Below are 23,413 nucleotides of genomic sequence, written 5' to 3'. Positions count from 1 at the left end.
GATTTTGTATGGAGCAACTTTATCACCGCCATATTTTGTTATTTTTATTTTAACAAATTAAAACGGTGAAAGAACAAATATTATAAATAATTAAAAAGGCTGTCGAGGGTTTCTCGACAGCCTGAGGACATACAAGATGTCCTCCAACTAATTTCTGAAAGAGTACAAGCCACTCCGTTAGGTGTAACTGTTATGGTTGGTGTCCCTTGGCACGAAAAGCAGTTGAAAGAAGGAAGAATGCTCCCCCGCTGGGACATTGATCAAGTATCCCCTAATTATCCTGTAGTGATAAAACGCGGAGAACATGTCATGATGTGTAACTCTAAAGCGTTGGAAAAAGCAGGGCGATTATACTCCTGATCTAGATCATGGAATTATTGTCCGTGAAAAAGATACTGGCAAATCTATAGGTGTGTTGATTGAAGATGCAATTAAACTCGTTGACGATCTTATTCCAAAACTATCCGAAGAAGAAATGGCAAATAACATTCAATCCTTCTTGGCCGAGCAAAACAGTTACGGTGTCACAGGGATGACCGATGCACTCGTTACACCAAAGACAATTAACCTTTTTAAGAAGGTGGTTAAACATGGAAGTCCAGATGCGCGAATCAGTGGCTTGCATTTTGTTAACTCTCTAGAGGATGTAAAGAAGGTTTTTTCTGCCTATCAACCTTTGGAAGGAGGCGACTTCTTCCAAATTACAGGGTTAAAAACGTTGGCAGACGGCGGAGTGGAAGGTGCCTAGATGAAAGAGCCTTACCAAATTGTGAAGGGCCAACAAGAGGATCCAACTTTCCGTGGTGTACAATTTTACCCTAAAGAACGTGAAAACGAGTTAAGGGAAGTGCCAAAATTCACCACCCAAGAAGGTTGGAAAATCCAGACTCATGTCGCTGGAGATGCAGCAACAGAACAGATCGTAGACCTTTATGAAGAGGTTTCGAAAGAGCATCCAATTGACTCCTATCGCTGGACAGCTATGCATGTGCTGAGTGTTAGAGCCGAGGAATTACAAAAAATGAAAGAAATCGGATGTTCCGCTACTGTCCAAAACCTTTCCTATCTGCTAGGCAAGGATATGGATCATTATTGGGGCCAGGAACGAGGTTCAAATGCTGCCCCGATTCGCTCCATGATTGATTTAGACATACCGCTAGGTGGCGGCACGGACACCCCTGTTACACCATGAACCCTTTCATGCTGATCTCGTGGATGGTTACCAGAGAAATTGTAGATGGATCTGTCTGTATTAGCATACATGAGGGCATATCAAGGGAAGAAGCTCTTACACTTTGGACAATTGGAAGCGCCTACAGCCAGTTTTATGAAGACAAGTTAGGTTCGATTGAACCCGGTAAATTTACGGAGCTTGTCGTTCTATCGGACGATATCCTAACTACCAGAAGAGAAAATAAAAGATCTTTATTCTGAATTAACCATAGTTAATGGAAAATTGTCTATCTAAAAAATGATTCACTGGTTCCTGCAGGTCAATTATAAAAGGTTTACCAACACGCATTTAAAAGATGGAAAAAATATTTAAAAATAATTACGGTGTCAGGCACCCGGCGAAGCTCTCGAAAAACAACGCTTTGGTAAAACAATTCTTTCTAAGGTACTGACCACACCCAGTATATTTATAATTGACTTAAGGAGAATATATGAGTCTGTTGCACGTTAACTAATTTATTTAAAGGAATTTAATATTTTTTAACTTTAAAAATACATTAGTCCGAATTCACATAAAAAAGCCCTTGGTTAATTTTCGAAAAACTCCCAATGAAAGAGAAAGCGAGTGTAATCAGTTGAGCATGTCTGCAGATCTGATTTTATTTAACGGCAAGATTATTACGGTTAACAACAATTTTGATGTAAAGGAATCGGTTGCCATCAAGGACGGTAAGTTTATCGCTGTAGGGACAAACCATGAAGTGGACGCGTTTGGAGGTGAAAATACTGAGTGGATTGATTTAATGGGGAAAACTGTAATACCAGGTTTTATTGATTCTCATATACATGTAGAAATGTGTGCTTCACAAATCGGCTGGGTAAATTTAGAAGGAACTAAGGAAATACAAGATGTCCTCCAACTAATTTCTGAAAGAGTACAAGCCACTCCGTTAGGTGAAACTGTTATGGTTGGTGGGCCTTGGCACGAAAAGCAGTTGAAAGAAGGAAGAATGCTCACCCGCTGGGACATTGATCAAGTATCCCCTAATCATCCTGTAGTGATTAAACGCGGAGGACATGTCATGATGTGTAACTCCAAAGCGTTGGAAAAAGCAGGAATTACCGATCATACTCCTAATCCTGATCACGGAATTATTGTCCGTGATAAAGATACTGGCAAAGCTATAGGTGTGTTGATTGAAGATGCAATTAAACTTGTAGACGTCCTCATTCCAAAACTGTCCGAAGACGAAATGGCAAAAAACATTTTATCCTTCATGGCAGAGCAAAACAGTTATGGCGTGACAGGGATGACTGACCCCCTTGTAACCCAGAACCAAATTAATATATATAAGGAAATAGCCAAGAAAAGAAACCCTACTGCGCGAATAAGTGCATTACATTTTGTAAACTCCTTAGAGGAAACAAAAGAAGTATTTTCCACTTATCGCCCTTTAGAAGGAGATAATTTCTTCCGTATTACGGGGGTTAAAACCTTTGCTGACGGCGGAGTGGAAGGTGCGTGGATGAAAGAGCCTTACCAAATTGTCAAAGGCCAGCAGGAAGATCCAACTTTTCACGGCGTTCCTTATTACCCCCAAGAACGTCAAAATGAACTAAGAGAAATGCTAAATCTTACAGCTCAAGAAGGCTGGCAGATGCAAATACATGTCGCTGGAGATGCAGCAACAGAACAGATCGTAGACCTTTATGAAGAGGTTTCGAAAGAGCATCCAATTGACTCCTATCGCTGGACAGCTATGCATGTGCTGAGTGTTAGAGCCGAGGAATTACAAAAAATGAAAGAAATCGGATGTTCCGCTACTGTCCAAAACCTTTCCTATCTGCTAGGCAAGAATATGGTTCATTATTGGGGGCAGGAACGAGGTTCAAACGCCGCCCCGATCCGTTCCATGATTGATCTAGGTATCCCGCTCGGCGGTGGAACTGACTCCCCAGTTGTTCCATGGAATCCCTTTATCTCCATCTCCTGGATGGTTACCAGAGAAATTGTAGATGGATCTGTATTAGGAATACATGAAGCAATAACAAGAGAAGAAGCCATTAAGCTATGGACCATCGGAAGCGCATATAACCAGTTTAATGAAGAAAATGTAGGGTCGATTGAACCCGGAAAATTTGCGGATCTTGCCGTTTTATCCGACGATATATTAACTGTATCGGAAGAGAAAATAAAAGATCTTCATTCTGAATTAACCATGGTCAATGGAAATATTGTCTTTCTAAAAAATGATTCACTGGTTCCAGCGGGGCAAGTATAAAAGATCTACAACACGCATTTAAAAAGGGGGACGAAAAATTTGAAAAAATATAGCATTGGTTTTTTACTCATGTCCTTATTATTTGTACTAGCAGCGTGCGGCAGCAGTGGAAGTAGTGGAAGTAGTGACAAGCCGGATGCTTCAAGCGGTGATTCGGGCGGGAATTCCGTCAACATTGACTTTTCTCTCTTCTCTTCAGAAAACGATGCTTTTTCCGTAGTTTTTAGAGAATGGGCAGAAAGAGTTGAGGAAGAAACGGAAGGCCGAATTACATTCACACCTTACTATTCCGGCCAGCTTACATCCTTATTTGATACACTGGATTCGGTTAAAAATGGAACCGTTGGCGGAGGACTTCTTTCTGCAGGGGCCATCACAGGACAAGTAACGGATGTCAGTATTTTGGAGCCAGAGGGAGTATTTGACGGTGAAGAACATTTTAAAAACTTTTATAACAATACGTTAGATACAATGAACGACATCTTCGAAGAACATGGTGTTCACATGACTTTTTGGACTTTAGGAAGTACAGAGGTACTCACAATGAGTCCGGACGAATTTCTCACGGATCCTAAACAATATAAAGGAATTAAAATTCGTACGGCAGGAAAATGGCAAGCGGCGCAAATGGAAGCTGCTGGAGCGGTGCCAGTTACGATGGATCCAGGGGAATTGTATCTTGCTTTACAAAATAAAACAGTTGATTCTACTATGCAGACAGTGAGCTTGGCGAAAGCCTTTAAACTATATGAAGTCGCTCCAAAACTAGCATTGAGAGACGTCACAGCCAACGCTGTAATGTATGTCATTAATCCGGATGTTTGGAATGAAATATCTGAACAAGATCAAGAGACAATCATGAACATATCCAAAGAAGTGGCGTTAAGCAGCTGGAGAACTTTAGAAGAACAACAGGAAAATGATTTGCAAACGATGGTAGATGAAGGTGCAGAGGTCCATGAAATGACAGAAGAAGAAAAAGCAAAATTAATGAAGGAGCTCACATCCATCTTCCCAGACATCGCTGAAAGCATGGGAGAAAAGGGAATGAAACTATATGATAGCATCGAAGAATCTAAGTAAGGAGTTGCCCAATACCGAACAGGAAGGCAAGGATTGGACGTTTTTTAAACATTATATGAATTTCACAAAATTCATTAATAAGATGTTTACAAGAGTATCGGGGGCCCTCATTTTAGTCATTGCCATCCTACTATTTCAGGATGTAATTCGACGATATTTTTTAAACGACCCTACCTCGTGGGCTTTAGATATTTCTAGATTTATATTGGTTTACGTAGTGTTTTTATCATTAGCCCCTGCATTGGAAAGCGGCCAGCACGTCACTGTTGATTTCCTTAAAGAAGTGATCTCAGAAAATAAACAGAGGTGGATGAACATCGCCATTTTCCTGTTAGTCTCCGTATTTGGAGTGATACTCTGTTGGAAACTCTCTATAGTTACATTAGACGCTTTTAAAGACAACAGAATGTTCCCAGTCCAGACTCCTGTACCTGTGAAATACGTCTATGTGGCCGGCCCAATTGGAGCACTTCAATTTACACTGACCGCATTAAGCTTAACCATTAAAAGTATATTTTTTCCGGCGGAGAAAATACACGAAGAATAAACTTACAGTCATCCAAGAGTGTGGGGCCAGGAATGCTGGCAGAGGAAAAACGCAAGCGTCTTGGTCAGCGCGGCCAAACAAGCCGCTTCCCGAGAGGCAGTTCGTAAGCGAACAGGGGGGGAAGCGGCTTGATCCTGACGGGGCTAAGCGCTGACAGCCTCAAAACGCCACATCCTGTGGCTTCGGTTCACTAGGACCTCCTTATCCGGCGGAGCTTGACAAAGAGCAGCTTCTTTTGAACGTAAGTTTTCTTGGATAGTTATGAATTCTTTTATTAAAAAAGCAGCGGATAAATTTTACGTCAATGTTGCATGATTTGATAGTAATACTTCACTTCTCGAATACAAACTTAAAAAATGCTTGTCAACACTGGAGTGATCATATTGGACTTTTTAATGTTTGGAGCGTTTATTGTGTCACTGCTCCTTTTATTAATAGCAGGTGTCCCTGTTGCTGTTTCACTGGGGATTGTCGGGATTGTCGGGGGTGCGCTGCTCATTTCGCCTGCTATGATAGATCAGTTATCCCAAATTGCTTTTACCCAATCCAGCAGCTTTGTATTAATCGTCGCTCCATTATTTGTCTTGATGAGTGAGATTATCTCTTCCTCCTCTATCGGAACAAGATTATTTACAGTCGTTCAAATGTGGCTGGGACGTTTACCGGGCGCACTTGGCATGGCTGCTGTAATTAGTTGTTCAGGATTTGCAGCAATATGCGGGTCCAGTCCTGTAACGGCAGCGACAATCGGAAAAGTGGCAATTCCTGAAATGTCAAAAATCGGTTACAGTGAGAGGCTCGCACTAGGTGCAACGGCAGCTGGCGGAACTTTGGGAATTCTTATTCCCCCCAGTATAGCGTTAATTTTATATGGTGTTATCACAGAGACATCTATTGGGGACCTATTTATTGCGGGAATTATTCCAGGTATCATGACTGCCATACTGCTTTGTTTTACAATTTTTGTAATAGTGTTAAAAAATCCTTCATTGGCACCCGCCGTTCAGGAAAAAGTCAGGATGAAAGAAAGGGTAACCGGTCTCATTCACGTAACCCCAATCTTAATATTAGCTTTTTTAGTCATTGGCTCGATTTATATCGGGATGACAACGCCGACGGAATCCGCTGCATTTGGGGTAGTAGGAGCATTGGTCATTGTCTTCACCATGAGGCAGCTGGGATTAAAAAATCTATCGACCGTTCTTTCAAATACGGTTAAAACAACCGGAATGTTCTTTTTACTTGTCATCGGAGGAATGTTTACTTCATTTGTTTTAACGAGACTGAGAATACCTCAAGGAATGGCTGAATTTATTTTAGGGTTAGAGGTGCCCGGATGGGCAATTATCGTTATCATTAACGTCCTAATACTGATTTTGGGTATGTTCCTGGATCCGATGAGTATTCTGGTCATTGTTGTTCCAATCTTCTTCCCTACCGTCGTTGGATTGGGTTTCGATCCTATATGGTTTGGAATTCTGGTGACTATTAACATGGAAATCGGAGCAATTACGCCTCCGGTTGGATTTAATTTATTTGTTTTAAAGTCGGTTATTCCAAATGTAAAAATGTCAGACGTAGTCGTAGGCTCTCTATGGTTTGTCGTTCCACTGCTTGCAAGCTTAATCATCATTGGCATATTTCCAAAGATCGCTCTATACCTTCCTTCGCTAATGAGTTAGGCGGCGAATAATATTAATACAAGGAGAGTTATGTAATGACTGAATATAACCTTATACCAAATGAGACCGCTATTTTAGTGATTGATATGCAAAACAGCTGGTGCCACCCTCAAGGAAGCATCGGAAGAAACGGGTACAACGCAACCATGATGCGCAATACCATCCCATATGTAAAAAAATTAGTTGAGACCTGTAGAGAGGCAGGTATCCTGGATATATGGACCATACAAAATCATTATCCAGATGATATCACACGTAAAACCCATCGCATCAAACCACATACACATCGTTGGACCGCAGGCCCTCCAGGACTGAAAGACACTTGGGAAGCCGAAGTGGTAGATGAATTAAAAGATTTGGCTTCAGGCCCTGCGGAATTAATTAAAAAACATCGCTTTAGCGCATTTTTGGACACTAGGCTGGATACTTTGCTGAGAATGAAAGGAATCAAAACGCTGATCATCTGTGGTGTAGCTACGACACACTGTGTAGAAACGAGCGTCAGAGATGCCTATCAAAGGGATTATGATGTAATCGTTGCAGAAGATGCTGTTGCCGGACTGGATCTTTTTGATCACGAAGCTAGCCTGAGGTTAATTCGTAAAACATTTGGAGCTGTAATTCCACAAGATACCCTGTTGAAACTTATAAAGGGTGAATCGATTAATTTGGAGTTGGAAGCAGAACAGCCAGTAAATAATTGATCGGTCACAGTTTCCCGTACAATTTAAGGCTTTGGCTATACAGTAATCATCAGGCGGAGGGTATCTTTCGCCTGATTAGGCATTTATTGAATAATTAAATAGGCATTTTGACAGTATATCCATTTTTATTTAGTTGTTGATCCCCTCTTTATTTTTGCCTGTGCATTTTTAGCAGCCTTTTGGTTCAAAACATTTTAATATGACTCGTAAACTTTTATACTCTGGAGTATGTGTATGTAGTCCACAAACGTTTAAAATTAACTACTACTTTCAGCAGGCGAGAATTTTTAGGTAGGACTATAAAACAGTCTAAATAATTCTAACTATTATAAACTTTCTCTTTACTTTAAAGGGATTTTTTCCTATAATCTTGTTCTAGCAGTACCTCTAATGAGTTTAAGCATTTACTTGGAAAGAGGGATAGAACATGAGATATGACTGGAAACATTATCTTAGCTTTGGACATAAATTAATCTTATCCGAGGGGTCAACCGTATATAACCAAGGGCAAGATGGAATTGGACTTTATTATATAGAGGAGGGTATGGTCAGTATACATGTTCTCTCAGAGGAAGGAAAAGAACGAATTGTTAACTATTTGCTGGATGGCTATTTACTTGGAGAAATAGGTGTGACTGGGGAGCCTCACTCAACAACGGCCGTATGCGAAACTGATACTGTCCTATATTATTTCTCTATCGAAGCTTTTAAATGGATCTGCGTAAAACATCCGAAAGCACAGGAAATTTTTATGAGATCCCTGAGCTGGAAGATTCGGTCTCTGGCGGATATCGTGGCCCTCACTGACAAACCTCACGAAACGCAAATGGCCCACTTTCTATTACAACTATATTATCAATACGATGGTCTTCCGTTTCCCATTTCATTAGCCTCTTTGGCTAAATATATCGGAACCTCCCGTATTACTGTATATAAAATTGTTAAGAAATGGTCAAATAAGGGATTGATTTCCCAAAAAAACAAAAGAATTGAGATTTTAGATGTAAAAGGAATGGGAGCACTTTTATAGTATTTAAAGAGGTGATCATAGGAGAATATGGATACCAAAAAACAGCTTATACCTTGGGATAAATATCTGCAATACGGAAGAAGAGTTTTTTATAAAAAAAAATCGGTGATCTTTCAACAAGGAGATGCAGGAACCGGATTTTACTATATTTATGCAGGCCTTGTTAAAATTACTTCATCCAGAACTGATCAAACGGAAAGAATCATCGATATAGCTAACCCCGAACAGACCATCGGTGAGTTTTCTCTCCTGGATGATATGCCATCCCCCACCTCGGCGATTGCCCAGGAAGACAGTGTATTATATTACTTTACCAAGAAAGACTATATGAGGATCACACAAAAGGATCCCAACATCGTCACATTACTGGCTCAATCACTCTTTTTAAAAGAACAACTACACCTAAATAAGATTCATGCCACCGGCGCTAATGCTCATTATAAAATCGCCTTGTCACTTATACATATCATGGATGCCAGCAACAGTACCGACATTCAATTAACAAAACAAGATTTATCGCGTTTTGCAGGCGTGACGCGGATGACCGTTCATAACGTGCTAAAAGAATGGGAATCCCAAAAAATTCTTTTCATACAACAAAGAAACATTCACATTATCAACCCTTGCGCACTCAAAGAAAAACTGTCATCATAATAGCTGCCCGAGTCCGGGCAGCCTGTTATCCACGATCAAAACCCGTTATTTCTTCCCTATCCGCTCATAGGCATGGCCAATCTGATAAAGAAGTGCTTCTTTCCCATGGATCCCGAGCAATTGAAACCCGATCGGAAGGCCTCCTCTTGAAAACCCGCAAGGAACGGACAATGCCGGATTCCCCGTATAGTTTATAGGCGAAGTGAGCCTCAATAAAGCTTGCCTGACCGGCTCAGTCTTATTCCCGATGTTCACTTCCCTCTGTCCGATATCGGTGGGAAGCATCGGAATGGTAGGTGTCAACAAAACATCTGCTTTCTCAAAAACCTGATTAAAATGTGTTATTAAAGCTTCCTTTTGTTGTTGTGCCACGATATACTCGTCAGCCGGCATATTTTGTCCGGACGCCAATCGCTCGTACACTTCTCTATCATAGTCTAAGCTGTGTTTTGAGAGGTTATCCCGATGTGTCGCATAAGCTTCCGCTTGAATGGTTATTTTTTGAAACTTAGCAATTTCTTCTATCCCCTTCACATCCACCTCCACCACAGAAGCTCCCAGTGACTCATAAATTATAATCACTTGATTAATGGCATCAGCTACTTCAGAATCAATATTTTTGAAGAAAAACGATGGAAGGCCGATCACCTTTCCTGAAATATCTTCCTCCAAGAGGTCCAAATATTTATTTCCGGTGAACAGATGCAACAGTACAGCATTATCCCGGACCGTTTTCGTCATGGGACCGACATGATCCAAAGTATACGCCGTGTGATATACTCCATCCGTACTGACAAGCCCATAAGTTGGTTTCATCCCGACGACCCCGCAGGCAGAAGCAGGAATTCTTACAGAACCACCGGTATCGGTGCCCAGTGCAACAGAAACCATATCCGCTGCAATGGCTGCAGCTGACCCGCTGCTCGACCCTCCGGTAATTTTTTCAGGATTATATGGATTCCGCGCGGGACCGAAAAATGACCGATCGCCAATGGGACCATAGGCAAATTCATGAGTATGCGTTTTTCCTATAATGATCGCGCCGGCATCCCTGAGCTTTTTTATGACAGCCGCATCCTGATCAGGAACGAAATCTTTATAGAGTTTTGATCCCATCGTTGTCCGAATGCCTTTTGTAAAAATCACATCTTTTACAGCAACCGGAACCCCATGCAGCGGGCTTTTTACCGACCCGTTTTTTATTTCCTTCTCAGCAGCTGCGGCATCCGCAAGGGCTTGCTCCTCACAAACGGTGATAAACGCATTGCAGGACGGATTTTCCCGCCGGATTTTTGCCAATGACTGTTCGACCAATTCCACAGGGGAAATTTCCCTGTCTTCCAAAGACTTAGATAGTTGCAATAGACCCATATAACCCCCCCAAAAAGTCAATATGGTACGGCGGTGGGTTACCAGCCGCACAAAATAACAGCCATTTTTTTGCGGTTTTACCTCTTTATATCAGCTTATCAAAATCATTATGAAAAGTTTAATAGGCCGCCCTTTTTTGCGTTATCCGCTGCGATTTGTTTACTGGTATTTTTTTAGAATCTCATGCAATTCCTTTCCTTCATCACCCACACTTTCTGCAATTTCCGGAATAACAGCTTGAAACTTATCCAATAACACAGCATGCTCCTCATCCGTTAAAGTGTATAATTCAGCACCGTTATTTTGAATGTTTTCCAAGATTTCATTTTCCTTTTCAATGAAAAACTCATAACTGTTCATACCCATTTCTTTAGAAATGTTCTGTATTGTCTCTTGATCTTCCTCTGAAATTTTGCTCCAAACGTCTGGATTGAAAACGAAAAAGTTTGCATTTAATGCCAGCTTTGCCAGCGAAAGTTTAGGAGCTACTTCATATAGTTTAAAAGCCTCTGTTAAATTGACAGTTTGGGCCGTTGTATCTACTGTTCTATTTTGCAATGCCAGATACAGCTCGCCGGGATCCAATGTTAAAGGAGTTGCCCCTAGTTCTTCTACTTGCTCAGCCTGCCATTTGCCTGCCGTACGGAATTTTAAACCATCAAACTGGTCTGGGCTTTTTAAAAATTCATCTTGATCTAAAAATAGAAATTGATTACCTCCTGTTGTCCACATCGAAAGTTGAACTCCGTTGTCCTGGAAGATCTGATGTAAAAACTCTCCAGACTCATCATAGAACCCTCTAAAATCTTCACCATTTTGGAATACACCAAATACTTCTAATAGACCCATAGAAGCGATATCACCCGAAATGGCACCCGCGGAAAGAAGTCCTCCATCCACTGTTCCGTTTCTGACGGAATCTAAGGTTTCAAAAAGGGAAGAGAGCTGCCCTGAATAATAAGGAGTAATGGTCACACGTCCATCCGTTTCTTCTTCAATTTGCTTTGCCCAATCTCTAAAATAAACAGAGAACATATCATTCTCCGAAGGAAAAAGAGAAAAGTCGATATTCACTGTTTCTTTAGAGTCAGATCCTGCGGATTCCGCCGACGAAGATTCGTTTGAATTAGAACATCCTGCTATCATAAGTAAAACGAACACTAATAATCCAACTCCCATTTTCTTAAAAGCCATCACATGATTTCCTCCTCTTAATATAGTTATAATATTCCGAAGTTCATTTGATGAAATTTCTACCTTTTAAGCCCTACTTTTTCTGACCGCTGCAAGTGGGTTAGCCTCTGTATGTGAGCTTCTGAAATATCACTTATTTTTGGTTTACACAATTTCCCCCGCAAAAAGCGGACAATTCGAGGAGCGATTTCCTTATTTGGAAAGTCAGCAAGGCTGCCTCCCTCCAATCCAGGAGTCAGGTTAAACCAAAAGTGGCCTTGTCCTGGCAAAATGATGGTTTCCACAGAAATGCCTGCTTCCTTTAACCGCTGAGCGAAATTTTCGGATTGTTGAGGGGAAGCCACCCTGTCTGCATCTCCCCATACAAGCAAAAATTCTGCAACAAACGTGGGCATGGCTGCTGCTTTCCCGACATGATCAATTGGGGAAGCCTTTTTGTACTCTTCCGGTGCTTCCTGCAGAGATTTTCCTATCAGTCTTCGAAACATCATTTCTTGTCTTTCTGTTACCTTAACTGTCAGGTCATATATTCCATAAATGCCTACAAACGCTTGAATTTTAAAACTTGCTTTGGATGCGGTTTCAAAAGCAAGCAGGCTTCCCAAATGCGCGCCCGCAGAATCACCAATCACCCCCAGCCGCATCGGATCAATCCCCCACTTATTTGCTTTGTCAACGAGCCAGTCTACAGCACTTTTTATATCTTCTTGTACCCCGGGCCAACTTGCATTTTCTGCAGTCGTTAACCGGTAGTTTATGCTTACGGTGACAAATCCGTATTTTGCCAGAATAGGTCCCCACTCTCTGTACATGTCCTTTGAACCTGACTGGTATGCTCCGCCATGAACTAAAATGACAGCAGGAAGCTGATCTCCTTTGATAGGACGGTATACATCAGCAGTCAGCTTTTCAAAACCAGTATCCTTATATACCAAATTTCTCTCAATGGCAATGTTTTCCTCAGACATATCCTCACCCTTTTTTACTAATAAAAATTGAGACCCGGCAGATGTTTTTCAATCAATCCATACCTCTCCCGGGTCCCACATGCAGTCCATTTAGTTGGAGATCCCTTGAAACTTTTTCAAGGAATGCTGGAACAGCGTCTCCTCAAACCTTGTCCCCCAAGCGGCATTATCATCCCAATGCCTGGCTTTCATGGGGAAATCTTCATGCCAAGGGCGCGGATCAAAGTAATCCAGCTCAGGAATCAACTGGTCCATATCGATAAACAGCTCCACGAGGTTTCCGTCCGGGTCGTGGTGATACGCGGCAATATTATGCCCTGCTGTATGCCGGGTCGGTCCCCACAGAATTTGGATATCATTTTTGGATAAAAGATCAAGACTGGCATACTGATGGCTGGCGTCCCTCAATTCAAAAGCAATATGATACAGGTTCGGCCGGCCGATGTGCTTTCCAAGGTTGGAAACATTCAGTACGTGATGATCCCGGTTACAGGTCATAAAATTGGCCCGGTCTCCAATCCGGTCTGTATAGCGAAACTTCAGCACTTGCCCATAAAATTCAGCCGTCTTCACCGCATCCATCGCACCTAAGGCCAAATGCCCCAACTTATTCGGAACAATGCCATTTTCCTTAAACCTCGGTGCCGGCATGTCGATTTCATTGTACAGGTGAACCAAGAAGCCGTCCGGGTCTTTCATTTCAAGCATTTCGGGGATGCCTGGCTGTGCATCAGATTTGAGCTGAACCTCAATTCCTTCTTGCTCGATCATCTTTTTCAAATCACGAAGAGAAACGTCCGGACCCATTTGCAGGCCCATGCCCACCAGATTACTTTCATCGGCAGGCGTTAAAATGATATTGTGATGGTCAAGACCCGTACTGAAATACCTTCTGCCCTCTTCATCCTTGTCCATCAGCGTCAGCCCCATGATCTCGGTATAATAATGTTCCATCGCATCCATATCTCTTACAGCCAAATCCGCATAGCCAAGCTTACTGGGTTTGATCATATGTACGCTCCTTCCAGTTTTTACTTTGAAAAAATCTTTGCCCGTGAGTCAGGGGCGGAGATTGCAATGTATCCTTCTTGCACCTTAAAAAAATCCTTAAAAACTCAGTTAGTGAAAACCTCCTCGGATCTTTGATCCTGCAGACATTTCTTGCATCTTTGATCCTGCACACATACCTTGCTCCTTTTAACTTGTAATGTTCCCTTTGGTATTTAAAAGCCTCTGGACTTTTCCTTCGCAACTTTTTAAAAATCCCTATGGTCAGTATGTTCGCGGGGACCTTGCCTTTCAGATCCGTCCATTAAATTCTTCCTGCAGTTGTTGAAGGACCCTTTGACCATCATGACCTTACCGGTCTGGGAGATACAACATCGGCTTTGACTTTATTGATAAGCGTACCGATCTTGCTCACTTCAATTTCCACAACGTCCCCTTCTTTTAAGTAGGCTTGCGGCTCACGTTTCAAGGCGACTCCACCCGGCGTACCCGTGACGATGACGTCTCCGGGATTGAGTGTCGTAAACGACGAAATGAAGGAAATTAATTTCGGGATAGAAAATATGAGCAAATCGGTCGTTGTTCGCTGTCTCACTTCGCCGTTTACTCTGGTTTCGAGCGAAAGTACTTCTCCATCCTTAATTTCACCGCGGGAGACCATCCACGGACCGAAAGCACCCGTTTGGTCGAAGTTTTTGCCCGGTCCCCATTGAGGCGTACGCAGCTGCCAGTCACGGATCGACCCGTCATTGTAGCAAGAATATCCCGCGATATGTTCATACGCGTCTTCTTCCTTTATGCGTCTTCCCTTTTTCCCGATGACTACAGCTATCTCTCCCTCGTAATCGAAATCCGCAGATTCCTCAGGCAGCAGCATATCTCCCTGGTGACCCACCTGGGAATCCGCTACTCTAAAAAACACAATCGGATAGCCGGATTCTTTAGCGCCGACCTCCTCGACATGTGCGTGATAATTCAAGCCGATACAGATAATCTTCGACGGGTTCGGGATGACTGGTAAAAAAGTGATCTCATCCAGCTGATGGTCAACGCTGTCTGTGTTGATCTGTACATCCTCCGCGCGGTTGTCTTCCAGGAACGACTTTAAATCACTGTATTTGTTTTCAAACCTTTTCTTTAAATCAATCACCCCTTCCTCCGTAACAATCCCAAAACTGTCAGTATTCTGATAACGGAAACTAAGAAACTTCATTTATGCACACTCCTTCATCTATGTTGGTGAATCGGGACATCTGTCACCTTTGAAAAAAATTCTACCATCAAACCCGACTTTCATTGTTAACGATTTTACAGTTTGGGGGGATTAGTGGGTGCTTATGCGTTCCCGGATTACTTGAATCGGAGAATTTTTTTTAATCTAACTGGCAAATAGATATCGTCCAATCATTGGTAAACATTGTCCAAAACTGGCCCACACTGTCTGACTTAAATTAAATACTGGCAAAAAAATAAAGATACGGGCCACGTTACATTAATACTGTCCCCGAATGAAAATTACTGGCCAAGTTATTTTGAATACTGTCCGAGTTGTCTGATGCACGATTCCTCACTTCCACTTTATAAAGAATAATTCCTTTATCCCTTCTATATAAATGTACATAAGGAACGAGGCAGATGGACACATGCTCTCATAGTTATCCATCATTTCTATCGTGGAGGTAAAAAAATGATTTTACACAAGCTGCCCCGTAGACGTTACATCCATGGAGCAACCCCTATCGAATTTTTAAAAAACCTTACACAGCAGTTAGAAGGCCCTCAAATTTTTATGAAAAGGGATGACCTTCTGGGTCTTACCGGAGGGGGCAACAAAACAAGAAAGTTAGAGTTTTTGGTAGCTGATGCTTTGGCCGAAGGGGCAGATACACTTATCACTTGCGGGGCTGTTCAGTCCAATCATTGCAGGTTAACTCTATCTGCCGCAAAAAAAGAGCAGCTCTCCTGTCATCTTGTTTTAGAAGAGCGAGTAAAGGATAGTTATCACCCGGAAGCAAACGGAAACATCTTTCTTTTTCATTTGCTAGGAGCAGATTCCATTACTGTGGTACCCGGTAAATCAGATATGTTACATGAGATGGAAAAGGTGGCAAATGAAGTGCGTAAAAGGGGAAAAAGGCCGTACATTATTCCAGGCGGAGGCTCGAACGAAATTGGAGCTGCCGGCTATACAGCTTGCGCTCATGAAATCACTGCACAGATTTATGAAAAATCTCTTACTTTTGACTGCATCGTGTGCGCAAGCGGCAGCGCTGGAACCCACGCAGGACTATTAGTAGGAATGCACAGCAACAGCCACCACATTCCAGTAATTGGAGTCAGTACCGGCCGCTCAAAGACTGATCAGGAGAAAATCGTCTACAACTTGGCAAACAAAACTGCAGAACACTTAAAACTCAAAAGCTTTATTTCCCCAGACTCTGTTCATGTGGAAGATGATTACATTGGACAAGGATACTCCCTTCCAACGGATGAAATGAGGCAAGCTGTTTCCCTATTGGCGAAAACCGAAGGTATTTTACTGGACCCCGTTTATACAGGAAAGACTATGGCCGGACTCATAGACTTAGTACAAAAAGGAATGTTTAAGAAGAGTGACAACATCTTGTTTTTACATACAGGAGGTTCCCCGGCACTTTATGCCAACACCTCTCTTTTTACTGAAAGGGGGAATAACCATTGCCAGAACAAGGATTAGTCAGTGCGGCACATCCTCTTGCAGCGAAAGCAGGTAAAACTATGCTTACCGATCATCATGGGAATGCCATTGATGCGGCCATTGCAACAGCTTTTGCCTTGGGGGTTGTAGATCCCGGAAACAGCGGCATCGGCGGATATGGCGGAATGGCTGTTATCTATTTAGCTGAAGAAAAAAAGGTTCAGGTCGTTGACTTTAATACAAAGCTGCCTTTGATGGCCGCGGCCGGAAATTTAGAGCCTCCCGCTCAAAGAAAAACCGGCTACAAAGCCATCTCGGTTCCTGGAGTCGTGAGCGGGCTTCATATGATGCACAAACACTTTGGCTCTGTTGATTGGAAAAATCTTATCAGCCCCTCCATCAAACTTGCTAAAGAAGGTATTACCATCAATCAAACATTAGAAGAAATGTTGCGTGAACCACACATCAAGAATTTCCCGCATACCGTTCATGAATTTTTTGATCAGAATCAAAAGCCTTTAAAAAAAGGCGACCGCCTTACACGTCCAGACTTAGCAAATACCCTGGAAGCCATTTCCTTGCATGGCCCTCATATTTTTTACGAAGGACAAATCGGTCAAACAATCGTTGATGATATACAAAATAATGGCGGCTACTTGAGTATGGAAGACCTTACAAGTTACCGTCCTGCCTTGAAAGAACCCATTAACATTCATTACAAAGGATACGACATTTTTGGCCCGCCCGATTATTCCGGTTCATTTACGATGATGCAAACGCTAATGCTGCTAAAAGATGCAGAGCTGCCTCCTAACCGTTCCTCCCCCATGATCCACACTGTAGCCAAAGCGATGGGACGGGCATGGAAAGATCGTCGCCAAGTCAGGGGGGATAAAAAGTCCGTACTTCACTTATTGAAAGAGAACACAATGAATCCTTTACTTGAGAGCGGCCCAATTCATAGTAAACCCACAGATCAGCAAGGCCATACCACCCACGTATCCACTGCTGATTCAAAAGGAAATTTGGTGGCTCTCACATTAACACATGGTCCACTATGGTTTGGCTCAGGTATTACCATTCCAGGAACCGGAATTGTAATGAACAATGGCATGGTACTCTTTCGTTCAAAAGGGCATGAAGCCCTTACGAACCTTACACCCACAATTGTTTTACACGAGGACAATCCTTTCCTGACAATCGGGACACCGGGGGCGACCAAAATTATTACGCTGGTTACTACCTCTTTGATTGATCTAATAGACTTTCAGGTTTCAATAAAAGAGGCACTTTCCCAAACACGGTTTCACTTTGAAGGAGACTGCCTTTATATCGAAGATGACATCCCTGCCTATGCTCGCATGGAACTGGAAACCATCGGTTATCGAGTAAAACCCTTAAAAAGGAGTGATTATTATGGCCCGGCCACAGGAATCAAAGTAACAAAAACCGAAAACGGATACCTCTTTGAAAGTGCTGTTGATCCTCGATTTGAAGGTGGATATTACTAACGATAAAAAGGGGAATTAGACCATGAATAAAAAAACACTTTTCTTTGCCATTTTTTTATCTGTTGCAGTACTCATGATAGGCGGGTGCGGCTCTTCAAGCTCAGGTACGAAAACTTCCGGGGTAACTATCAAACTAGCTCATCCAAATGTCCCCACCCACCCAATGGGTGAAGGATTCATTAAATTTAAGGAAATGGTAGAGGACAGAAGTAATGGAGAAATAAAAGTAGAAATCTATGACAGCAGTAAATATGGAGATGCAAGAGAAGTAGTGGAAGGGCTGCAGCTCGGACATTTACAAATGGGATCTGATTCTACGGCAAATGTTCAGCCTTTTACAGATGGCTTTTTAGTATTTGATATGCCATTTCTCGTATCAGATTACCCAAGCAGTGATCAATTAACGGATGGCCCCATTGGTGAGAAATTAAAAAATTCCCTGGAAGATAGCGGAATACTTGGTTTGGGTTATATCGAACTGGGATTCCGGAATTACTTTAACGATAAGCATCCGATCAAAACAATGGAAGATCTAAAAGGGTTAAAGATCAGATCCACGTCCAGTGAAGCACAAATTGCGACGCTAAAAGCAGTGGGTGCGAACCCAACGCCCGTTGCCTGGGGTGAAGTGTATACAGCCCTCCAGCAAGGAACCGTTGATGGAATTGAGATCGATTTAAACCTGGCTTATCACAATAATTTTCACGAAGTCCAGGATTACCTCACCATTGTAAAAAGTGTCTACAGCCCGCATCTTGTCATGATCAACAAAGATTTTTTTAATGGCTTATCAGAGGAACATAAGACCATTATCCAAGAATCCTTCGATGAAATGAAGGTTTTACAACGCAAGTTGATTCGTGAAAATGAAGATCGAATTATCAAGGAGCTTGAGGAAAAAGGCGTGGAAGTCCACATTATGGAAGAAAAGGAAAGAGAACGCTTGATGGAAGCGACATCGGGTGTAATTGAGGAATACAAAGATAAAATCGGTGAAGACCTATTAGAAGAATTTATCGAAGCAGCTCAATAGAACCCATCGTGGCGGTAAAACACCTCATTTGGCACGCGGTGAAGAAACATTGGGTTCTTTTCACTTCGCACATATATAGAGCGAATAATGCTGTACTGCTATCCTGACCATAGTTTAATACTGAACAAAAAAAAGCGGTTGGGCTTTGCCTGACCGCTCTGGCATCCATAAGAAAGGATGATGCTCCGTTGGACAAATTCAGAACTCTTCGAAAATGTGAAGTGTATTTATCCAGCTTTTTACTAGTACTGATGACAGCCGTAATTGTCATCCAAGTATTTAGCAGATACGTATTAAGTAATTCATTAAGTTGGGGTGAAGAACTGGCCCGCTTCTTATTTATTTGGATTGTATATATTGGGTCAAGTTATGCCGTCCAAGAAGATCGTCATTTAGCCATCACTGCTTTTCGTAACTGGCTCAACCCTTCTCTGAGAAAATATATCACCCTTTTAGCAGATGTACTTTCATTTGTTTTTTGTGCAGCAGTCGTTTTTTATGGAATTCAAATGTTTCAGTTTTTGCTTCAAACCGGCCAAAAGAGCCCTGCTCTCGGCCTGCAAATGTATTGGGTTTATTTAGCGCTTCCGGCTGGCTTAGGTTTGACGGCCATTAGATTGTTACAGAAAACAAAAAGGACAATGAAAAGTGCAGCCGATAAGGAGGTAAAAGCATAAGTGGATCCTATCATTATACTTATTTTTGCCGGAATATTCCTATTCCTTATACTGGGCGTTCCCATTGGATTTGCCATCGGATTAAGTATTATGGCCGCCATGTTTTTCGATAGCTCCCTCGGTGGAACATTTTTAATTCAAAAACTGATCGGTTCTCTGGATCTTTTTCCGTTGCTGGCCGTACCGTTTTTTATCATGGCGGGTGAAATTATGCAAAAAGGATCGATGGCTACAAGACTTTTAGAAGTATCAAGGGCATTGGTTGGACATGTAACAGGCGGGATGGCACAAGTATCGGTCTTAACCAGTTTATTTTACGGAGCATTAAGCGGATCTTCACCAGCAACAGTTGCAGCTGTTGGAGGAATCATGATTCCTTCTATGGTTAAGGAAAAATACGGTAAACCATTCGCGACCGCCGTATGTACAGCAGCAGGCTGTCTTGGCGTACTCATCCCTCCAAGTGTTCCTTTAATCATTTATGGCGTAGCAACTGGTGTTTCAGTCGGAGACTTGTTTATAGCCGGCATTATACCAGGACTTGTCATTGCCCTTTGCCTCATGATCGTCAGCTATGTTATTTCAAAAAGAAAAGGATACAGCGGGAAAGATAAACGAAGCAGCTTTAAAGAACTGATGCAGGCTGTTTATCATGCCAAATTTGCCTTACTGGTTCCGATTATTGTGTTAGGTGGTATTTATGGGGGCATAACGACCCCAACTGAAGCTGCTGTCATAGCAACTGTTTATGCGCTAATCATAGAAGGATTTATTCATCGGGAATTAACCTTTACAAAACTTTATGATGTTTTAAAAGGGACCGTTCTTACGTCTGCTTCTATTTTTATCGTTGTAGCCACTGCTACAGCGTTAGGTGATATTTTGACCGTATACAACGTTCCGGATCAGATGGTCAATTTACTTACGGGGCTAACGGAAAATCCTATTATACTATTACTCTTGATCAATGTATTCTTATTAATTATTGGGACTTTCATGGATGCCTTGGCGAGCATTCTTATTTTAGGACCACTGCTCCTTCCGGTTGTCACCCATATTGGAATGGATCCTGTCCACTTTGGAATTATGCTCATTGTGAACTTATCATTAGGATTCTTGACACCGCCCGTGGGAGTCAATCTATTTGTCGGCAGCGGCATAGCCAAAATAAGCTTGGAAAGATTAAGTATAGCGGTCGTACCCTTCCTGCTCATTTCCATCGTTGCATTAATGTTTATCACGTTTATTCCCGAGATTAGCCTGTTCTTGCTTAAGTAAAAAATAATTGACCTGACAGCTGGCTGAAGAAGTAAAATATTATCAGTCAGCTTTTGCTTTTGTAAACAATGCCGCAGTATATACACCCATTTTCAGCATGATCTTTCTGCGTATTATCCGAGTTTCTCCAAGTTGCCTGAGCTTTATTATGATTGAGTGTCAACTCTTCAGGGTATTAGGCTTTTTAAAGTGTGGCTGACATAATGTCGTTATTCTTTTTGAAGCAAAAAGGACATTTAGATGTACATCTAAATATCCTGGTTTCTATAAAGGTCTTAGATATTATTGACCTTTCCTATAGAGGTACTGCAGGGATTTTACATTTCGGTATCTTCACTTTAGAGGTAAGCTGTATATTTACGAAATTCCCGCTGTTATAGTGAGAAATTACAAAACCATTAAGGATGGCTTCCCTTTTAATATTTTGGCAACTTCTCTCGCCACTAAAACAGAGGTTCTCCTTTGTGATTCATCGGTCAAACCGGATATATGCGGCGTAATAAACGCGTTATCGCATAACAGGAAAGGGTGATCCTGAGAGATTGGTTCAACTTCAAGCACATCCAAAAAGGCTCCAGCGATGGTTTGGTTATTCAGAGCTTTCAAAAGTGCATTCTCACTGATAATTCCGCCTCTCGATGTATTAATGAGATACGCGGCCGGTTTCATCATCTGGAGTTCATCATCGGAGATCAGATGTTTTGTATCCGGTGTCAGGGGGACATGTAAAGATACAAAATCAGAGCGGGACAACAATTCGTTTAAGGAACGTTCCAATTCCACACCTGTGTCCGAGACGATAAGATCATAATCAATCACAAAAGGATCATACCCAATAACTTTCATCCCAAAAGAAGCGGCCCGTTTAGCTACACGGTGAGCAATCTCTCCCAGTCCGATTAATCCCAGTGTTTTTCCTGATAGTTCACTGCCTGTAAACAGCTTTCTGTTCCAATTTCCTTTTTTCGTATCCACGTTGGCCAAATAAAGCGGCCTGCTCGCCGTTAACATAGCTGAAAGGACATACTCAGCAACAGAGGTAGCATTGGCATTGCGCGCATATACCAATTTTATATTTTTATTCTTCAGTTGAGGAATATCAATGTTATCCATTCCTACACCGAGACGCCCGATGACCTTTACATGACTGGCTGCCTTCAACAGCTCTTGATCCACTTTTGTTTGGTTACGAACGATCATCGCATCATAGTATTTTACAATTTCAAGTAACTTTTCCCTATCTTTGTATAACTCTTCATGATAATCGACTTCAATCCCTTGTTTTTTTAATTCTTCTATTCCATCATTCCACATTAGTTCAGTGATCAGGACTTTCATTTTGAACTCCTCTCCACAACAATTGTGAATCTCGCACGGTTGTTAAAGGTATGTATACTAAGTATAAAATACGGGTTTTTAACGGTCAATGCGTTATTCACACAATTTTTAATAGTCAGCTAAATAAAAACCTTGAAAAATCCTTTTTCGTAAAGGAATATCCCTGTTCCCCATTTTAGTAAGCCTACTTTTCAATAAGACGTCTATCGTCTTCCCATATATTCTCACAGTACTGCCTGTTTTTCTCCTCTTCGCTGCCCTCATAAAGTTCCAGCACATGCCCCATATTCAAATATTCCGGGCGAACTCTTTTCTGATCATAATAGAAGATGTAGCTGCTCCAGGGATAATCCTCCGGATGTTTTACTATTTTTGCTTCCACCGGATTGAGGTGAATATAGCGACTGACCTTAAGCATACCCACCAGATCCACGATAAGGCTGTCATAAAACCTTTTTTCAAAAACATGGCCGCTCAAACAATACTTTGTGTTGTAATAATTGGCATACCTTTTGTTGATCAACGACATGACTTTGGAAATTGAAACATCTGATGAACGCATTTGGAGATGGAAATGATTAGTCATTAAGCAGTAAGAAGCTAGTTCGAAGGGGATTTCTTCATGAAGTTGGTGAAGAATATGAAAAAAAGCTTGGAAATCATCAGTAGAGATAAAAAGGGGATCCCGACGGTTACCGCGGCAGACAATATGGTAAAAATGATCAGGCATCCAGATCCTTTTTCGCCGAGGCATCAAAACTCACCTGCCTGAAAGAATCGTATGTGCCGCTTCGGGCTTGGATTCATTATAAAGCGGGGCATGACAAACGTTTGCAGTAAAAGTGTTACGTGGGACCGACATGCAGACCCTAAGAAGCTAAATTCCAAATACAAAACCTCCTTAACTAGAATCCAATGAAAAAATTGGAGATGGGGAAACAGCACTTCGCAAGAGAGCAACAAGAAAAAAAGCGGGGCCAACTGCTAATTGTGGAAAACTTCAGCTGGACACTTAACACATTCTACATAAATCAGCAATAATCCTTCTTTTATCGGGGCGTGCCTGTTATTCGGGGTGTGCCTGTGGTCAAGCCCCCTAAAAATGGACATAATCAAAATACGACAAGAATACACATTGTTTAATTGGTTTCAGTATGTGCGCCACCATTGACTTTGTTTTTGTCCGTGTTGAGGAACGCATGC

The 23,413-nt window shown here is 41.9% G+C and carries 20 protein-coding genes and 1 pseudogene; 14 read left to right on the top strand and 7 right to left on the bottom strand.

Annotated features, from left to right (window positions below; all coding sequences use genetic code 11):
* Positions 1 to 99 precede the first annotated feature (99 nt).
* From ACFSCZ_RS14520 to ACFSCZ_RS14480, 9 genes and pseudogenes are all read left to right on the top strand, one after another.
* On the top strand, positions 100 to 360 hold the full coding sequence (locus ACFSCZ_RS14520; RefSeq protein ID WP_380774813.1) for an amidohydrolase family protein: 261 nt from the start codon (positions 100 to 102) through the stop codon (positions 358 to 360).
* Positions 361 to 412: 52 nt separating this feature from the next.
* Positions 413 to 1,434 (top strand): annotated as a pseudogene (locus ACFSCZ_RS14515) (amidohydrolase).
* Positions 1,435 to 1,814: 380 nt separating this feature from the next.
* Positions 1,815 to 3,455 (top strand): amidohydrolase, encoded by a 1,641-nt coding sequence (locus tag ACFSCZ_RS14510; RefSeq protein ID WP_380774811.1) that lies wholly within the window; start codon positions 1,815 to 1,817, stop codon positions 3,453 to 3,455.
* 39 nt (positions 3,456 to 3,494) lie between these two features.
* The gene (locus tag ACFSCZ_RS14505) at positions 3,495 to 4,538 is read left to right on the top strand and encodes a TRAP transporter substrate-binding protein (protein WP_380774809.1); all 1,044 of its coding nucleotides are present in this window, start codon (positions 3,495 to 3,497) and stop codon (positions 4,536 to 4,538) included.
* Entirely contained in the window at positions 4,513 to 5,085 is a 573-nt protein-coding gene (locus ACFSCZ_RS14500; protein WP_380774808.1) for a TRAP transporter small permease, read from the top strand. Before ACFSCZ_RS14505 ends, ACFSCZ_RS14500 begins: the two co-directional genes overlap by 26 nt.
* A 383-nt stretch (positions 5,086 to 5,468) precedes the next feature.
* Positions 5,469 to 6,767, top strand: coding sequence for a TRAP transporter large permease (locus ACFSCZ_RS14495; RefSeq protein WP_380774807.1), 1,299 nt, complete (start codon positions 5,469 to 5,471; stop codon positions 6,765 to 6,767).
* Positions 6,768 to 6,802: 35 nt separating this feature from the next.
* Positions 6,803 to 7,471: a cysteine hydrolase family protein gene (locus ACFSCZ_RS14490; protein ID WP_380774805.1), complete on the top strand. Its 669-nt coding sequence runs from the start codon at positions 6,803 to 6,805 to the stop codon at positions 7,469 to 7,471.
* Positions 7,472 to 7,898: 427 nt separating this feature from the next.
* Positions 7,899 to 8,501 (top strand): Crp/Fnr family transcriptional regulator, encoded by a 603-nt coding sequence (locus tag ACFSCZ_RS14485; RefSeq protein WP_380774803.1) that lies wholly within the window; start codon positions 7,899 to 7,901, stop codon positions 8,499 to 8,501.
* A 27-nt stretch (positions 8,502 to 8,528) separates the two neighbouring features.
* Entirely contained in the window at positions 8,529 to 9,155 is a 627-nt protein-coding gene (locus ACFSCZ_RS14480; protein WP_380774801.1) for a Crp/Fnr family transcriptional regulator, read from the top strand.
* 45 nt (positions 9,156 to 9,200) lie between these two features.
* Here the strand turns inward: ACFSCZ_RS14480 and ACFSCZ_RS14475 are convergent, their stop codons facing one another.
* From ACFSCZ_RS14475 to ACFSCZ_RS14455, 5 genes are all read right to left on the bottom strand, one after another.
* Entirely contained in the window at positions 9,201 to 10,526 is a 1,326-nt protein-coding gene (locus tag ACFSCZ_RS14475) for an amidase (protein WP_380774799.1), read from the bottom strand.
* A gap of 159 nt (positions 10,527 to 10,685) precedes the next feature.
* A complete protein-coding gene (locus ACFSCZ_RS14470) occupies positions 10,686 to 11,720 on the bottom strand; it encodes a TRAP transporter substrate-binding protein (protein ID WP_380774810.1) in 1,035 nt (344 codons plus the stop codon).
* A gap of 59 nt (positions 11,721 to 11,779) precedes the next feature.
* On the bottom strand, positions 11,780 to 12,688 hold the full coding sequence (locus ACFSCZ_RS14465; protein ID WP_380774798.1) for an alpha/beta hydrolase: 909 nt from the start codon (positions 12,686 to 12,688) through the stop codon (positions 11,780 to 11,782).
* 90 nt (positions 12,689 to 12,778) lie between these two features.
* Complete coding sequence (locus tag ACFSCZ_RS14460; RefSeq protein ID WP_380774797.1) at positions 12,779 to 13,699, bottom strand: VOC family protein; 921 nt, start codon at positions 13,697 to 13,699, stop codon at positions 12,779 to 12,781.
* Positions 13,700 to 14,039: 340 nt separating this feature from the next.
* Complete coding sequence (locus ACFSCZ_RS14455) at positions 14,040 to 14,909, bottom strand: fumarylacetoacetate hydrolase family protein (RefSeq protein ID WP_380774796.1); 870 nt, start codon at positions 14,907 to 14,909, stop codon at positions 14,040 to 14,042.
* 474 nt (positions 14,910 to 15,383) lie between these two features.
* On the opposite strand from ACFSCZ_RS14455, the gene cuyA reads away from it, so the two are divergent.
* The 5 genes from cuyA (at position 15,384) to ACFSCZ_RS14430 (ending at position 20,872) form a co-directional block, all read left to right on the top strand.
* Positions 15,384 to 16,412: a D-cysteate sulfo-lyase gene (gene cuyA / locus ACFSCZ_RS14450; protein ID WP_380774795.1), complete on the top strand. Its 1,029-nt coding sequence runs from the start codon at positions 15,384 to 15,386 to the stop codon at positions 16,410 to 16,412.
* Positions 16,394 to 17,884: a gamma-glutamyltransferase family protein gene (locus ACFSCZ_RS14445; protein ID WP_380774794.1), complete on the top strand. Its 1,491-nt coding sequence runs from the start codon at positions 16,394 to 16,396 to the stop codon at positions 17,882 to 17,884. Before cuyA ends, ACFSCZ_RS14445 begins: the two co-directional genes overlap by 19 nt.
* A 22-nt stretch (positions 17,885 to 17,906) precedes the next feature.
* Entirely contained in the window at positions 17,907 to 18,917 is a 1,011-nt protein-coding gene (locus ACFSCZ_RS14440; RefSeq protein WP_380774793.1) for a TRAP transporter substrate-binding protein, read from the top strand.
* Between the two features lie 188 nt (positions 18,918 to 19,105).
* Positions 19,106 to 19,594, top strand: coding sequence for a TRAP transporter small permease (locus tag ACFSCZ_RS14435; RefSeq protein WP_380774792.1), 489 nt, complete (start codon positions 19,106 to 19,108; stop codon positions 19,592 to 19,594).
* Positions 19,595 to 20,872, top strand: coding sequence for a TRAP transporter large permease (locus ACFSCZ_RS14430; RefSeq protein WP_380774790.1), 1,278 nt, complete (start codon positions 19,595 to 19,597; stop codon positions 20,870 to 20,872).
* Between the two features lie 387 nt (positions 20,873 to 21,259).
* Here ACFSCZ_RS14430 and ACFSCZ_RS14425 read toward each other — a convergent pair whose 3' ends face one another.
* A complete protein-coding gene (locus ACFSCZ_RS14425; protein WP_380774789.1) occupies positions 21,260 to 22,210 on the bottom strand; it encodes a hydroxyacid dehydrogenase in 951 nt (316 codons plus the stop codon).
* Positions 22,211 to 22,394: 184 nt separating this feature from the next.
* Positions 22,395 to 22,964, bottom strand: a complete 570-nt coding sequence (locus ACFSCZ_RS14420; protein ID WP_380774788.1) for a transposase — start codon at positions 22,962 to 22,964, stop codon at positions 22,395 to 22,397.
* Positions 22,965 to 23,413 lie beyond the last annotated feature (449 nt).

Origin of the sequence: Siminovitchia sediminis (assembly GCF_042680885.1) — a bacterium.
GTDB classification, from domain to species: domain Bacteria; phylum Bacillota; class Bacilli; order Bacillales; family Bacillaceae_C; genus Siminovitchia; species Siminovitchia sediminis.
Note: the sequence above shows the minus strand (reverse complement) of the source record. Positions and strands in the feature narration are given on the sequence as shown.

Coding starts and splice junctions, on each gene's coding strand:
- ACFSCZ_RS14480 (WP_380774801.1), top strand. CDS start 8,529: ATGGATACCAAAAAACAGCTTATACCTTGGGATAAATATCTGCAATAC.
- ACFSCZ_RS14510 (WP_380774811.1), top strand. CDS start 1,815: ATGTCTGCAGATCTGATTTTATTTAACGGCAAGATTATTACGGTTAAC.
- ACFSCZ_RS14475 (WP_380774799.1), bottom strand. CDS start 10,526: ATGGGTCTATTGCAACTATCTAAGTCTTTGGAAGACAGGGAAATTTCC.
- ACFSCZ_RS14465 (WP_380774798.1), bottom strand. CDS start 12,688: ATGTCTGAGGAAAACATTGCCATTGAGAGAAATTTGGTATATAAGGAT.
- ACFSCZ_RS14420 (WP_380774788.1), bottom strand. CDS start 22,964: ATGCCTCGGCGAAAAAGGATCTGGATGCCTGATCATTTTTACCATATT.
- ACFSCZ_RS14425 (WP_380774789.1), bottom strand. CDS start 22,210: ATGAAAGTCCTGATCACTGAACTAATGTGGAATGATGGAATAGAAGAA.
- ACFSCZ_RS14500 (WP_380774808.1), top strand. CDS start 4,513: ATGATAGCATCGAAGAATCTAAGTAAGGAGTTGCCCAATACCGAACAG.
- ACFSCZ_RS14485 (WP_380774803.1), top strand. CDS start 7,899: ATGAGATATGACTGGAAACATTATCTTAGCTTTGGACATAAATTAATC.
- ACFSCZ_RS14460 (WP_380774797.1), bottom strand. CDS start 13,699: ATGATCAAACCCAGTAAGCTTGGCTATGCGGATTTGGCTGTAAGAGAT.
- ACFSCZ_RS14455 (WP_380774796.1), bottom strand. CDS start 14,909: ATGAAGTTTCTTAGTTTCCGTTATCAGAATACTGACAGTTTTGGGATT.
- ACFSCZ_RS14470 (WP_380774810.1), bottom strand. CDS start 11,720: ATGGCTTTTAAGAAAATGGGAGTTGGATTATTAGTGTTCGTTTTACTT.
- ACFSCZ_RS14490 (WP_380774805.1), top strand. CDS start 6,803: ATGACTGAATATAACCTTATACCAAATGAGACCGCTATTTTAGTGATT.
- cuyA (WP_380774795.1), top strand. CDS start 15,384: ATGATTTTACACAAGCTGCCCCGTAGACGTTACATCCATGGAGCAACC.
- ACFSCZ_RS14440 (WP_380774793.1), top strand. CDS start 17,907: ATGAATAAAAAAACACTTTTCTTTGCCATTTTTTTATCTGTTGCAGTA.